This window comes from Eubacterium callanderi, assembly GCF_900142645.1.
Taxonomy (GTDB): domain Bacteria; phylum Bacillota; class Clostridia; order Eubacteriales; family Eubacteriaceae; genus Eubacterium; species Eubacterium callanderi.
This window is the reverse complement of the sequence record NZ_FRBP01000008.1, coordinates 117,302-131,533: the sequence shown is the minus strand read 5'-3', so window position 1 is coordinate 131,533 and position 14,232 is coordinate 117,302. Positions and strand designations below refer to the sequence as shown.

At 46.7% G+C, this 14,232-nt stretch carries 15 protein-coding genes; 1 reads left to right on the top strand and 14 read right to left on the bottom strand.

Features of this window, described 5'->3' with window-relative positions:
• A complete protein-coding gene (gene lctC, locus BUC22_RS12375) occupies window positions 1-1,224 on the bottom strand; it encodes a lactate dehydrogenase subunit LctC (RefSeq protein ID WP_013380256.1) in 1,224 nt (407 codons plus the stop codon).
• A 15-nt stretch (window positions 1,225-1,239) separates the two neighbouring features.
• Window positions 1,240-2,031 (bottom strand): lactate dehydrogenase subunit LctB, encoded by a 792-nt coding sequence (gene lctB / locus BUC22_RS12370; protein WP_013380255.1) that lies wholly within the window; start codon window positions 2,029-2,031, stop codon window positions 1,240-1,242.
• 265 nt (window positions 2,032-2,296) lie between these two features.
• On the opposite strand from lctB, the gene BUC22_RS12365 reads away from it, so the two are divergent.
• Window positions 2,297-3,031, top strand: coding sequence for a FadR/GntR family transcriptional regulator (locus BUC22_RS12365; RefSeq protein ID WP_013380254.1), 735 nt, complete (start codon window positions 2,297-2,299; stop codon window positions 3,029-3,031).
• 36 nt (window positions 3,032-3,067) lie between these two features.
• On the opposite strand, the gene BUC22_RS12360 is transcribed toward BUC22_RS12365, so the two are convergent.
• From BUC22_RS12360 to BUC22_RS12300, 12 genes are all read right to left on the bottom strand, one after another.
• Window positions 3,068-3,772, bottom strand: a complete 705-nt coding sequence (locus BUC22_RS12360; RefSeq protein ID WP_013380253.1) for an ABC transporter ATP-binding protein — start codon at window positions 3,770-3,772, stop codon at window positions 3,068-3,070.
• Between the two features lie 30 nt (window positions 3,773-3,802).
• Window positions 3,803-4,132 (bottom strand): branched-chain amino acid transporter permease, encoded by a 330-nt coding sequence (locus tag BUC22_RS12355; RefSeq protein WP_073383027.1) that lies wholly within the window; start codon window positions 4,130-4,132, stop codon window positions 3,803-3,805.
• Entirely contained in the window at window positions 4,129-4,851 is a 723-nt protein-coding gene (locus tag BUC22_RS12350; protein ID WP_013380251.1) for an AzlC family ABC transporter permease, read from the bottom strand. The genes BUC22_RS12355 and BUC22_RS12350 overlap by 4 nt, the downstream gene beginning before the upstream one ends.
• A gap of 67 nt (window positions 4,852-4,918) precedes the next feature.
• The gene (locus BUC22_RS12345) at window positions 4,919-5,755 is read right to left on the bottom strand and encodes an Mrp/NBP35 family ATP-binding protein (RefSeq protein ID WP_041690188.1); all 837 of its coding nucleotides are present in this window, start codon (window positions 5,753-5,755) and stop codon (window positions 4,919-4,921) included.
• 199 nt (window positions 5,756-5,954) lie between these two features.
• Window positions 5,955-6,701 carry a class I SAM-dependent methyltransferase gene (locus BUC22_RS12340; protein ID WP_013380249.1) on the bottom strand — a complete coding sequence of 249 codons (747 nt, stop codon included), beginning with the start codon at window positions 6,699-6,701 and terminating at the stop codon, window positions 5,955-5,957.
• 2 nt (window positions 6,702-6,703) lie between these two features.
• Window positions 6,704-7,177, bottom strand: coding sequence for a YbaK/EbsC family protein (locus tag BUC22_RS12335; RefSeq protein WP_013380248.1), 474 nt, complete (start codon window positions 7,175-7,177; stop codon window positions 6,704-6,706).
• Between the two features lie 132 nt (window positions 7,178-7,309).
• The gene (gene xylB / locus BUC22_RS12330; RefSeq protein WP_013380247.1) at window positions 7,310-8,836 is read right to left on the bottom strand and encodes a xylulokinase; all 1,527 of its coding nucleotides are present in this window, start codon (window positions 8,834-8,836) and stop codon (window positions 7,310-7,312) included.
• A gap of 25 nt (window positions 8,837-8,861) precedes the next feature.
• A complete protein-coding gene (gene deoC / locus BUC22_RS12325) occupies window positions 8,862-9,542 on the bottom strand; it encodes a deoxyribose-phosphate aldolase (protein ID WP_013380246.1) in 681 nt (226 codons plus the stop codon).
• A gap of 109 nt (window positions 9,543-9,651) precedes the next feature.
• Entirely contained in the window at window positions 9,652-10,401 is a 750-nt protein-coding gene (locus tag BUC22_RS12320) for a GntR family transcriptional regulator (protein ID WP_013380245.1), read from the bottom strand.
• Window positions 10,402-10,790: 389 nt separating this feature from the next.
• The gene (gene hcp / locus BUC22_RS12310) at window positions 10,791-12,353 is read right to left on the bottom strand and encodes a hydroxylamine reductase (protein WP_013380243.1); all 1,563 of its coding nucleotides are present in this window, start codon (window positions 12,351-12,353) and stop codon (window positions 10,791-10,793) included.
• Window positions 12,354-12,618: 265 nt separating this feature from the next.
• Window positions 12,619-13,818, bottom strand: a complete 1,200-nt coding sequence (locus tag BUC22_RS12305) for a tyrosine-type recombinase/integrase (RefSeq protein WP_013380242.1) — start codon at window positions 13,816-13,818, stop codon at window positions 12,619-12,621.
• Window positions 13,819-13,892: 74 nt separating this feature from the next.
• A complete protein-coding gene (locus BUC22_RS12300; RefSeq protein ID WP_013380241.1) occupies window positions 13,893-14,135 on the bottom strand; it encodes a helix-turn-helix domain-containing protein in 243 nt (80 codons plus the stop codon).
• Window positions 14,136-14,232 lie beyond the last annotated feature (97 nt).

Here is a 14,232-nt window from a genome sequence, read left to right as displayed (position 1 = left end):
TTATACAGCCTCACTTTCCAGGGTTTCGTTCACATTTTTATTGTTTCGTATTTCTTCCATCAGCTCAGGGATGACTTCGTACAAATCCCCGACAATACCACAGTGGGCAATATTAAAGATGGATGCGTTCTTATCATTATTAATGGCCACAATGTATTCGGAGTTCTGCATACCAGCGGCGAACTGGACTGAGCCGGACACACCCACTGCGATAATCAGCTTAGGCTTAACGGTACGGCCGCTCAGGCCGATCTGCAGGCGCGGGTCAAACCAGCCGTTTTCAATGTTCGGGCGGGTACAGGCCATTTTCGCGCCGATGGCGTCCGCGAATTCCTGCACCATCGGCAGGTCTTTTTCACTCTTGACCCCACGGCCAACAGCGACGATGACATCGGCCTCGGAGATGTCAAAGCCTTTTTCCTTCTTGATGATTTCAAGAACCTCGATGGCTGAGGCAAAACGTTTTTCTTCTAATGCCATATTCACAATCTCACCCTTGGCCTCTTCAGAGCGTTCTGGCGCTGAGAAAATCTTGTAGCGCACTGTGCAGAACTGCGGGCGGTTGTTTTCGGTGACGATCTGAGCCATGATATTCCCGCCGAAAGCAGGTCTTATCTGGACCAAATCGGTATTTTCCTTCATTTCCAGGATGGTACAGTCTGCGGTTAAGCCCGTGCGGAAGCGGGCCGCGACACGTGGGGCCAGCGAACGGCCAACGTTGGTAGCGCCCACCAGGATGGAGGATGGGTTTTCCTTGCGGATGAAGTCCTCAAAAGCATTGGTGTACGGCTCGATGGAAAAATGGGCCAGCCGGGCGTCGTCGTACACAAAAACCTTGTCCACGCCGTAGTGTAACAGCTCTTTGGCCTTTTCACCGATATTATGGCCGATGAACAGGGCATATACCGGATGGTCGATGACAGAAGCCAGCTCCTTGGCTTTTCCGATCAGCTCCAGGGTTACCGGATGAATCTTGCCTTCCACATGATCTACATAGACGGTAACGCCGCGGTATTTGCTTTTGTCAATCTCTTCCTTTTCATCCTCTTCCAGCTCTACATAGCCTTCAGGGCCTTTTTTCAGGCATAGCTTACACATTTTACAGGCAGCGGTTACTTCCATCTTGTTATTTTCAAAAGTAAAGGCGCCGAAGGGACAGATTTCATTAAACTGATCGAAAATCTCCTGTCCGCAGTTTTCATTGATTACTTTAATTCCAGCCATTTTATCTCTCCCCTTTTATACGTATTTCTTTTCAGCCAAAATGCCATACAGCGCCTTGGCAACTTCTTTTCCAGCACCCTCATAGGTTGTTTTTTCCACATTGCTTTCCGGTGGGAAAATCCGTTCAACCTGGGTGGCGGAGCCGTTTAAGCCATAGTTCTTTTCATCGGTGTCATACATATCTTTAAGGGTCAGAACCTTGATTTCCTGTGTTTTTTCAAGATCAAGCTTGCGCTTGTAGGAGGGCAGTCTTGGTGTATAAATGTCTTTGTCAACGGTGATCAGGCAAGGATACGGCACATGCTGGATCTCAACCGTGTCCTCCATGTTCATCTGAACCGTCAGGCCCTTTTCATCGGCCTGTAGTATTTTACCAACGTTGGTAACATGCGGGATGCTCAGGAACTCAGCCATTTCCGGGCCAACCTGTGCAGTGTCGCCATCCGTTGTCTGCTTACCGCAGATGATCAGGTCAAAATCGCCCAGCTTCTTGGCTCCCTGGGCCAGTGTATAGCTGGTGGCTACCACATCGGCGCCGCCGAATTTACGGTCTGACAAGAGGCAGCCATCATCGGCGCCCATGTAGAAGGATTCATAAATCACTTCTTTTGTCTGCATGGGTCCCATGGACAATGTGGTGATTGTCCCCCCAAGGTCTTCACGCAGACGCAGCGCTGTTTCCAAAGCGTACAAATCATAGGGATTCATTTTTGATTCAATACCATCACGGATTAATACACCTGTTTCCGGATCGACTTCGACATTGGAAGTGCCCGGCACCTGTTTGATACACACTAAAGTTTTCATAATGACTCCTTAATTACTCCTTTTTAAACTTTTAATGGTAAGTGGTCTGACCACTTAAGTTGATTTCATTATAGGATCTTTGTAAAGGAATGTCAAGACTTTTTTACTCGTTTTCATGTTTATTTTTTAACAATCTTTTGTTTTTACGAAATAAAATCACAAAAATCCCCATGATTTAGCCGTTTTCAGGCATTTTTATTTTCTTTTAATATTTGTAAAATAATTGCTCCTATGATAGAATAAATTGATAAACTTAGGAGAATGAATGATGTATACTGAGATACCACAGAAAAAAATATATTTGCAGATTTTAGAGCAGATAAAAAATAACATCGTCACAAAGCAGTTAAAAAGTGGCGACCGCCTCCCCTCCGAACGCCAGCTGTCCGAACAACTGGGTGTTTCCCGCGCAACTGTGCGGGAGGCCATCCGCGCTCTGGAAATGATCGGCCTGGTACACTGCCGCCAGGGCGAGGGCAACTTTATCACTGAGGATTTTGACAACACCCTCACCCAGCCCTTATCCATTATGTTCTGGCTGAACGACGGAAAGGTCACAGAAATCCACGAGCTCAGGCGCTCTCTGGAAACCGAGGCTGCCAAGCTGGCTGCCCTCCACGCCACCAAGGAGGATATCCTGCGCCTGGAGGAAATCTGCGCTGCCATCGAGAGTGAGCCAAACGAAGCTAAAAGCGCTGAGCTGGATAAAAAGCTCCATGACTCCATTGCACTGTACTCCCGCAACAAGCTCATCAAAGATGTCTTAAACTCAGCCTCTACCCTGATCGAAGAGCTGATCAAGGACATGCGCACCCTTATCCTCATGGAGGAAGTGAGCGCCTCGGCCATCAACAAACAGCACCGCGACATCGTCGCCAGTATCCGTAAGCACGACCCTGATGCCGCCGCCCGCGCCATGCTCACCCATATGAGCTTTATTGAGGATTTTGTGACCGAGGTGCAAAAAGCCATCGACATTAAGAATACAGAGGAAGACTAAAAAAACAAGGTACGTCGTTTCGACGTACCTTGTTTTTTACCATTCGATCCGTTCCACCGGCATAGGCTCAGCATTCAGGTACATGTCCTCAACCTTGCCGTTTTTCATCTTAATAACCCGGTCTGCCATGGGGGTGATGGCCTGATTATGTGTAATAAGGGCAACGGTCATTTTTTCCCGCCGGCAGGTATCCTGCAAAAGCTTCAGAATATTTTTACCAGTGTTGTAATCCAGGGCTCCGGTGGGTTCATCACAGAGCAGCAGCTTTGGCCGCTTTGCCAGCGCCCTCGCAATGGCCACACGCTGCTGTTCCCCGCCGGACAGCTGAGATGGAAAATTATCCATACGGTCCTCAAGCCCAACACTCGCCAGCGTTTCCCGCGCGTCCATTGGGTCCTTGCAGATCTGGGTTGCCAGCTCAACATTTTCCACAGCCGTCAGATTCTGGATTAGGTTATAAAACTGAAAGACAAAGCCGGTATCATAGCGCCTGTAGGTTGCCAGCTCTCTGGCGCTCAGCGATGAGACCTCCTTATCGCCCACAAACACCTGGCCCTCGTCACACCCGGACATACCGCCCAATATGTTGAGCACGGTTGTCTTTCCGGCGCCGCTGGGGCCAACCACAATAGCGAACTCCCCCTCCTCGATGCCAAAGGAAATGCCATTGGCAGCGTTGATGGTCACCTCGCCCATTTTATAGCGTTTATATACATCGTTAAATTCGACAAATTTTCTCATTTATTCTACCCCTTATCGCTGTTTTCCTTATTATACAAAAACAGCCTGAATTAAAACCATATACAAAACGGTTCCCACACCAATGCTGATAAGATTATTCCGCTTCCAGACATGCAGCGCCACCACGGCTGCCATGGCAATAAACTCGGGCAGTCCGAAGGGCCACACGTTCAGGGTGACGTTGCGGTAACAGTATACCACCAGAATCGCAATGACTGCCGGCGGCAGAATCCTGCCAAGGTACAGCACCCACTCCGGCGGGTCCTTACGCCCAAAAAGCGCAAAGGGCAGCACTCTGGTGATAAAGGTGCAGACTGCCACCACCGCCATGATCAAAAAAGCCTGTGAGGTTCCAATCATTGCACATCCTCCTGTTCTTTATCTGCCTTATCGGCTTCCTCTGTTACATCCAGCCGCGCCTTGAGCAGCATCAGCAAAAGCACTGAGCTCAAAAGAGAAGGCAGAATAAAATTGCCGGGGCCAAAGATCAAAAGGCAGATAATCCCAGCTGCCAGGCCGACCAGGGCCGGGAGATGGTTTCTCGCCTCCAGCCACTGCTCAACAAAAATAACAATGAACAGGGCGGTCATGGCAAAGTCGATCCCTGTGGTGTCAAAGGTGATGAGCGCGCCAGCCACCGAGCCCAGCACACTGCCGATAATCCAGTAAATCTGGTCCATCAGAGCGATGGCCATGTAATACCGCTTTTCATCCACCCCCTCCGGTGTCTTTGCCGAACAAAGCAGCGAATAGGTTTCGTCGGTCAGTGAAAAGATCATGTACAGGCGTTTTTTCCCCATTTCCTTAAACTTCTGAATAAAGGACAGCCCGTAAAAGGAATGGCGGATATTGATGGCAAAAGTCATCATGGCCATGGTGAACAGGCTCAGACCGCCGTCAAAAAAGGTTACCAGTACAAACTGCATGGAGCCCGCGTATACCACCGTGCTGATGAGCGCTGCCCACAGCACGCCGTAGCCGGCCTTACTTAAAAGCAGACCAAAGGCAATGCCGGTAAACAGATAGCCAAACAGGACAGGAAGGGTGGTGACAAAGGCGCTTTCAAGTGTTTTTTTCATATGCCCTCCGCATTTTTCAGGATAGAGAAAAACAACGAGACCCTCAGGCCCCGTTGCTCAGATGTTTTTATAAAGCTGCGACAACGTCTGCGGCGCTGTCCAGCCAGTTTCCCTTAAAGTCTTCGATTTTTCCGGCATCCACCAGTGAGGCGGTTTCCGGGTCGATTGGCAGCTTGGCCAGAACCTTCAGGCCCTTTTCCGCTGCGACTTCGTCAATATGGCTATCGCCAAAAACAGCAATCTTTTTACCACAGTCCGGGCATTCCACATAGCTCATGTTTTCAACAACGCCTAAAATAGGAATGTCCATCATGTTTGCCATGTTTACAGCCTTTTCAACGATCATGGATACCAGCTCCTGCGGAGATGTCACAATGATGATTCCATTGATGGGCAGTGACTGAAATACCGTGAGCGGCACATCGCCTGTTCCTGGCGGCATATCCACAAACAGATAATCTTCGTATTCCCAGATAACATCACTCCAGAACTGCTTTACCGCGCCGGCGATTACCGGGCCTCTCCAAACAACAGGATCGGTGTCGTTTTCCAAAAGCAGGTTCATAGACATTAAATCAATGCCGGTTTTTGTCTTAACCGGATAAATACCCTTGTCGCTCCCCTGGGCCTTCTGGGTAATTCCAAAAGCCTTGGGAATGGACGGGCCTGTGATATCGGCGTCCAGAATACCGGTGGACAGGCCTCTGCGTCTGAGCAGTACCGCCATTGTGGAGGTTACGAGGGATTTACCAACGCCCCCCTTACCGCTGACAACGCCGATTACTTTTTTAACCTGACTCCAGGGATGCGCCTTGACTGAAAAGTCCGGTGCCCCGCCTTCGCGGTCAGCACAGTCTGATCCGCAGGTGCTGCAGTCATGGGTGCAGTTTTCTTCATCAACCATTTCATTCACTCCTTCAAACAAAATCTTATAAAATGACATCGCCGTCAGAAAGAGCTTCCTGACGGCAATGGTTAAACTCATTTGAGCCTTATTATAACATATCTTTCAGGTTTTGTTAACTACTTTTTGGGCATTTGCCCAAATCAATGTAAAGAACGGCTTCCTTCCGGGCCGATATAAAGAACGGTTGGCAGAAGGTTCAGCACATTGGCAGCTTATTTCTTTTTGCGGACACCAACAGCATCATAGGGCGCCGCATTTCATCCTTCATACCCGGTAAATCAAGCATTTCCGCCGGAGGCTGGGGTTCGACAATGTGCTGCAGCTCAAAGCCATTTCGCAGCAATGTATCAAGATAGGTGGTGAGTGTCCGATGGTATTTGGTCACCTCTTCCCCCAGAAAAACAGCCTTCCTCTTACCTTCATAATAATAATTGTCTACCGGAAAATGTAAAATTTCACCCGCGTCATCATAATACCAGTCCTGTGTGCCGTAAGCGGTAAACACCGGGTGCTCCACCGAAAAGATAAAATCGCCGCCCGGGGCCGTAAAACGGCTTATTTTCTCCGCCAGCGCAGAAAAATCCTGTATATAATGAAACGCCAGCGAGCTGAGCACCACATCAAAGGAGTTTTCTGCAAAATCCAGATCCTCCATAGCACACTGTCTGTAGCAGATTCGCTCGTGGCTGTTCTTTTCCCTAGCTGTATTCAGCATCTTCTCAGAAATGTCCACGCCCATCACGCTGGCTGCGCCGTGCTCTGCGGCATACAGACAGTGCCAGCCATAGCCACAGCCTAAGTCCAGCACGCGCTTATCCTTAAAATCCGGCAAAAGCTTTTGCAGCTCAGACCATTCCCCTGCGCCTGCCAAGCCCTGACGGGAGCGGTTCATTTCGCTGTATTTTTTAAAAAACACATCATCATCGTATTTATTTTCTTTCATGCTCACTCCTTAAGCCTGCACACATCCACCCAGCTCAGTGCGCCGGAATACTGAAACAGGTCGTCACAGGAAAGCTCGATCATGGAATTGCTGCTGCCAGCGGCCGGAAATACTGTATCGAAGCGCTTGAGGGAGTCGTCCAGATAGACCTCCACATCCGGGTTTTCAATGCCAAAGGGGCATACACCGCCAACTGCGTGGCCTGTAAATTCCAAAACCTCATCCGGCGACAGCATTTTTGCTTTTACGCCAAACGCTTCCTTGAATTTTCGATTATCAATCTTTGTGTCGCCTGCCGCCACGACGAGAACGCACTCGTCATACCGTTTAAAGGACAGTGTTTTTGCGATGCGGGCAGGGATCACACCTACAGCCTCTGCGGCCAGCTCAACGGTCGCAGTTGAAGCGGTCAGCTCCTTAACCTGTTCCTCCATACCGTACTGTTTAAAATATGCCTTTACCTTATCTACTGCCATTTTCTTTACTCCAATCCTCATAATACTCTACCAGTTTACCGCGAATTCATCTCAAATGCAAGCGGTATCATGTCTCTGCACACAAAAAAGCAGCACGGCTTTGCCTGTGTGCTGCTTTATATTTCTCTTTATTTATTTCGTGAATTCAGAAAGCTTGTCAAATACCCCGGTCAGCGCAAAATAAGCTTCGTCGAAAATTGGTTTCATGGCACTGTAAACCGGTTGATTATCTGTATTTGGTGTCTTTGTCTCTTCAATTTTCAGGAATTTATCAATGACGTCAAAGTTTTCAAAGACGCCGACGCCCACACCTGCCGTAATGGCTGCACCCATGGAGGTCGCCTCTTCCAGGTAGTTTGGTTTCTGGATATTGATGTTGTAAACATCCGCTAAAATCTGGAGCCATGCATCGCTCTGTGCACCGCCGCCAATGACGATCATGTCGTCAATCGCAACGCCCTTACCCTTGAAAACATCCATGACCACGCCCAGGTTAAAGGCAACGCCTTCCTGCACCGCGCGCACCATATCCTTCTTTTCGGTTTCCATTTTAAGACCGATAAAGGCGCCCTTTGCCTTTGGATTCCAGCGCGGGCTTCTCTCGCCGATCAAGTAAGGTAAGAACAGCAGTCCATTGGCTCCTGGCTTAGAATCGCCAATTTCCTGTTCCAGAAGGTCATATTTGCTGACCCCCTGCTGTTCGCCCAGCAGGCTTTCGTACTTACACAGCTCCTTTGTAAACCAGCTGTAGGAGCCGCCTCCGCACTGCATGGTTCCTGTTGGCAGTACATAGCCTGGCACAATGTGCGCCCAGGTAAAGGTGCGCATTTCTTCATCGTAGATTGGTTTTTCTGTTGTGATGGAAATCCATGAGGATGTACCCATACAGCTGTGGGCAATGCCTTCCTTGGTACAGCCCGTGCCAACGGCCGCGCAGACACCGTCGCCACCGCCGCAGACAACAGGAATTCCTGAAACCAGTCCGCAGGCCTTTGCCGCTTCGTCTGTGACGGTCCCCGCAACGTCTGTGGATTTTAATAGTGCCGGCATTTTTTCACGGTCAATCCCCATGACTTCCAGAAGGCGGTCAGACCATTCCAGCTTGTTTAAATCCAACAGGTTGGTGGAAGAAGCGTCGGTATACTCCGTGACGAATTCACCGGTAAGCTTCAGGATGATATAATCCTTGCAGTTGAGCATTTTATAGGTATTTTCATAAATTTCAGGCTCGTTATTTTTAACCCACATTAGCTTCTGTCCGCCGTAGGACGGGCTGATCTTATGGCCTGTGAGATGATAAAAATCTTCCTCGCTGATGCGCTCACGGATCATTTCTTCTTCTCTAGTAGCGCGCATGTCTGCCCAGATCAAAGCGTTTCTAAGCGCCCTGCCCTCTTTATCCACACAGATGCACCCCATCATCTGGCCGCTGAAGGATATGGCGGCAATGTCATTCACGTCGATGTCCTGTACCAGCTCTTTTGTGGAGATGCAGACAGCGTTCCAAAAATCCTCCGGACGCTGTTCAACCCAGTTGTTATTGCTGACAAGCATGTCATAGCTGTGAACACAGCTTTTGACCAGTTCCCCTTCTGTGCTGTACAGCGTCGCCTTGTTTCCAGATGTTCCCAAATCGTGTGCCAGTAAATATTTTTTCATTTTAACCTCTCCTCAAAAATGATTGTTATAATGTTTTTGCGTAAGCTTCTGTAATTTCAATACTGCTGCTGCTGCCGATCCGTTCTGCGCCGGCTTCGATCATGGCCAGGCAGGTTTCAAGATCGCGGATGCCGCCAGCGGCTTTGACCTTCACGTCGTCGCCGACAATGGATTTCATGAGCTTTACATCCTCCACAGTCGCTCCGCCTGTACCAAAGCCTGTTGAAGTCTTGATAAAATCCGGCTTCACTTCTCTGGCGATCTCGGCTACCTTTGCAATTTCATCCTTTGTCAGATAGCAGTTTTCAAAAATAACCTTTGACAGCACGCCGTTTTCACGGCAGACTGCCACAATGGCTTCCATTTCACGTTTTATATAATCATAATTCTTGTTTTTCAGCTCCACGATATTGATGACATAATCAATTTCGTCCGCGCCGTTTTCAATGGCATTTTTAGTCTCAAAAACCTTGGTTTCAATGGTTGTCTGTCCGAGGGGGAAGCTGATGGCTGCGCCCACATGCACAGGTGAATCCTTCAGGTACTCCTTACACAGCGCTACCGGAGCCGAGTTGATGGCAACCATCTTAAAGCCGTACTTATCGGCATCATCACACAGCTTCTTAAAATCCTCATTAGTGACAAAGGCCTTTAAGAGTGTATGATCAAAATAGCCTGCCAGTTCTTTAACAGTTAGTGTTTTCATGTAAATCCTCACTTCATTTATTGTTCTTATGTATTTACATAATAACATCCTATTGTATAAGTGTCAAGAGCAAAAAAGAAAAAACCAGCGGATGCTGGTCTTTTTAAGGTTACTTGCGTTTTAATCTAAACGTAAAATGGCTCCTGTCCCCGCGGTAATGGGCTTTGGAGTACTCTACCGGCGTCTCGTCAGTCAGGTAGGCGATGGTCTGAATATACTGGATCGCGGAGCCCTTGCTGATGCTCAAGGTTTTAGCTGTAGTGCTGTCAGCCAGTATGGCTTCAAGCCTCCTGGTGGCATAATCAATGGTCAACCCCAGCTCTGTCTCCATCACATGATACATGGAAACCCTGGTAAAGTCTTTTTCCAGCATTTCACTGCACAGGCTGTGCGGCAGATGGCTGACCACATGGACGATGGGCTCATCGTTGGCGTAGCGCAGGCGCTCAAGCCGCACGACCTCTGTCCCCACCTCCAGCTGCAGAGCGCGCCCCACCTCTTCGTCACAGGCCACTACTTCCAGGCCGAGCACTTCAGTTTTAGGCGTCAGGCCCTTTTCCTCCATTTCCTCATTAAAGCTCTGGATCGACTCCAGAAAATTCTGGTGAATCTTAGGCCGGGTCACAAAAGTGCCCTTGCTCTTTTTGCGGTAGAGCCTTCCCTCCACCACCAGCGAGTTGATCGCCTGACGTACCGTTGGACGGCTGATTCCAAAAGCCTCACTGATCTCCATTTCTGTTGGAATGGGTTCTTCATAGCTGGTATGTTCCTTTTCAATATACTCCTCCAGCAATGTTTTGAGCTGGTAATAGAGCGGCACCGGTATATTTTTATCGAGTTGATGATCAAATAATCCCATATTATAATCGCCTTTCCTATGTCATTACCATCTAGTATAGCGCATTTTTTACAAAATGTCCATATGTCATGACATTGCCAGCCCACAAAGGAAAACCCGGATAAATATCCGGGCTTCAGTGTGTCAAAAAAACCTCAAGAGACGGAGTCTTTTACCTAAGGAAGAAAAAAGTGTTCTGCGGGCACTGCCTTAACATTTGTATCTTCTTCAATAAAAATGATTTTTGATCTCTCCTGTGTCCGGCATTTCCGGTAAAGAGGCATGATTCCCCGCCGTTTACCGCAGCGCCTGAACCTTTTTCTTATCTGGATAAAAGGCGCAGTCTTGGCCTGCGCCACTTCTTTGACCGCCTGAAACCCGGATGAATATCCGGGCTTTAGACGTGCCACTTATTTTTCAAGAATTTTTTTCAGGTCTTCTTCCGGCGTGGAGATTGGTGTCAGGCCAAAACGCTCAACGAGCACATTTAATACATTCGGAGATACAAAAGCCGGCAGTGTTGGTCCAAGGTAGATATTTTTGATGCCAAGGGACAACAGCGTCAGCAGCACACAGACAGCCTTCTGTTCGTACCAGGACAATACCAGTGTAAGCGGAAGCTCGTTGACGGTGCAGTCAAAGGCATCTGCCAGGGCTAGAGCGATCTGGATGGCCGAGTAAGCGTCATTGCACTGTCCAACATCCATGATTCTTGGCAGGCCAGCGATGGTTCCAAGATCTAAATCGTTGAACCGGTATTTGCCGCAGGCCAGTGTCAGGACAATGGAATCATCCGGTGTCTGCTTAACAAACTCTGTGTAGTAGTTCCGTCCTGGCTTCGCACCGTCACAGCCGCCAACCAGGAAGAAATGGGAGATGCTGCCACTTTTTACAGCCTCCACAACCTTATCGGCCACAGACAGCACAGTTCCCCTTGCAAAGCCCGTTGTCAATACAGAGCCGCCGTTGATGCCGGTCATTTTGTGATCTTCCGGATAACCGCCAAGCTCCAGTGCCTTTTCAATAACAGGTGTAAAATCTTTATCTGGTCCGATGTGCACCATTTCAGGATAAGAAACCACTTCGGTGGTGAAAACACGATCACTGTAGGAATCCTTGACTGGCATCAGACAGTTGGTCGTGTAGAGAATGGGCGCTGGTACACCGTCAAATTCCTTTTGCTGATTCTGCCATGCGGTACCAAAGTTTCCCTTAAGGTGTGCGTAAGCCTTGAGCTTGGGATATGCATGGGTGGGCAGCATTTCACCGTGAGTATAAATGTTGATTCCCTTGTCCTTTGTCTGTTCCAGAAGCAGATAAAGATCATGCAGGTCATGGCCTGTGATGATGATAAACGGCCCCTTCTCAATGGTCATGGAAACCTCTGTGGGCTCAGGTGTCCCGTAGGTTTCTGTGTTGGCTTTGTCCAGCATGGCCATACACTGCAGATTGACATTGCCAGTATCCATGACCAGCGCCAGCAGCATGTCCATATCCTCTTCACCGCCAATGGCGCGCAGCGCAGTCAGGAAAAAAGCGTTGACATCCTCATTGTGATACCCCAGTACATCGGCGTGATAGGCGTAGGCTGCCATACCGCGCAGACCAAACAGGATCAGCGATTTTAAGGAACGGATATCTTCATTGGCGCTCCAAAGCTCCTGCATATCAAAATCACAGATCTCACCGCCAATGGCCTTTTGCAGATTGTGCAGGTCCTCCACCTGTTTTTTAATGGTGGGATCGTTAAAATTAACATTGGTCACAGTGGTAAATAACCCCTTCATCACCAGCCTGCTGACTTCATCATTGGGTGCTTCTTCCTTTTCCATCACCCGCGCCAGACCGATCATAGCGCCTGTCAGCTCATCCTGCAGATGCGCGGTGTGATCCTTCTTGCCGCAAACTCCCTGGTGCTTGGTACAGCCCTTTCCTAAAGCAGTCTGTTCGCATTGAAAACAAAACATGGACATTTGTATTCCTCCTTGATAACTTATTTCTTTGACTTGTTATCAAGTATACCCATCTGCAACGAAAATGTATGTTGCAGATGCAATCATATTTAAAAAAGCTTGATTTTTTTAGGGTTTTTTGATATTTTATTTTCTATTTTTCTTTTGCTACATTTTAAAATCAACTAGCCTTGACTGAAAGTTTCAAGCGATATCAATCTTTTTCTGCCCAAGATTTCTGCCCAAATATTTATTTCATATATTCTAACATCTTTTCCTGTTTTTATCAAACAAATGATAACAGGTTACTGCTTTCTGGATTATCCGGAACCTGCATCGCTTTTTCAATCGTTGATGCCAGTGGGATCATATCGGATACTTCCAAATGCGAATAAATATCTGCTGTTGTTGCGATATTGCTGTGCCCAAGCCATTCCTGTATGTATTTCATTTGAACACCTTTTCTTAAAAGAATACTTGCACAACTATGCCTGAGATCATGAAACCGAATGTGACGTAATCCATGTTTTTTTAAAAGTTTTCCAAAAGAGGTCGTAAGCCAGTTTGGAGTATACAATTTTCCTACTTCATTTACGCATATATATCCTTCCGTATCTTCATAAGCATTTCCACACACCAATCGATTATTCATTTGGATCGTTTTTAGCTTAATCAACTTTCCCTTTACAGGATCAATCAAAGGAAGTGTCCTTCTACTGCTAATCGTTTTTGTCCTGTTTTCCTTGACGTAGATATAACTTGACTCACTATATACCGGAACAATCGTATGGTTAATATTAATTAAGTTATTCTCAAAGTCAACTGCACTCCATTTTAACCCTATAATTTCTGATCTTCTCAGGCCATAAAATGCACCTAATAATATCGGTATCTCCAGTAATGTACCTTCACTTACTTTGAATAATTTTTCAAGTTCAAGCTCATTATAACAGCTATGTGGTTCAATTGCTTTTCTAACAGCAGGTCTATATACCAGACGAAGCGGGTTAGCCAAAATCAGCTCAGAACGAACTGCGTAATTTAGTGCGGTATTCATTAATTCATGATAACACTTAATTGTACAAGGTTTCAATTTTTCATTTTCTAAATGAATATAAAACTCCTGCACATGCGCAGCTTTTAAAGACCCCAGTTTCATCTTGCGCTCATCAAAATACGGGGCAATTTTTCTTTCGATCCTAGTTTTATACGCGTGGTAAGTTGTAATCGCAATAGCCGATTTTCTGTATTCCAGCCACTTTCTTAAATAGTCACCAAAAAGCATCTCCGTATTGAGATCATTCGCCGCATTTGGAATAATGTATTTACTTCTTACTTCCAGTAGCTTCTTTTCTGCCTTTTTCTTATTCCCCTTTACTCTTAAACCAGTTGGTATCCACTTTCTGATCCTTTTACCTGGTCGCTCATAATAACTAATAACACAATAATACAATCCGTTTTTTTCTTCTAAATGTCCTGCTACCATGAAATTACCTCCAACTCATGGACAAACAGATACTTGTTAATATCTAAAATTTTATATGAATATGGTCTATTTGTCTATGCATTTTCTTCGTTTTCTAAGATATATTTAATAACATATATTTTGGGAACCAAGTATCCCTTGCCAATTTTTTTACCTGGAATCCTGCCAGTTCTTATTAATTTACATACATATTGTCTGCTTACATTATGAAGCATTTTTTGTATATCTTTAACATTTACAACATCATCAAGATCTTTAAACATGTTGTTTTGAAGTTTAGTATTTTCACAAGTTTGTCTATCATTATTTCGATTCATAGCTTTTACCTTATTTGTAACCAACTAATTTTAAGCCATTACCAGTTGAGGAAAAATGCAAAGTCTTCCCATTCTTTCTTTAATACCAAGATATTCA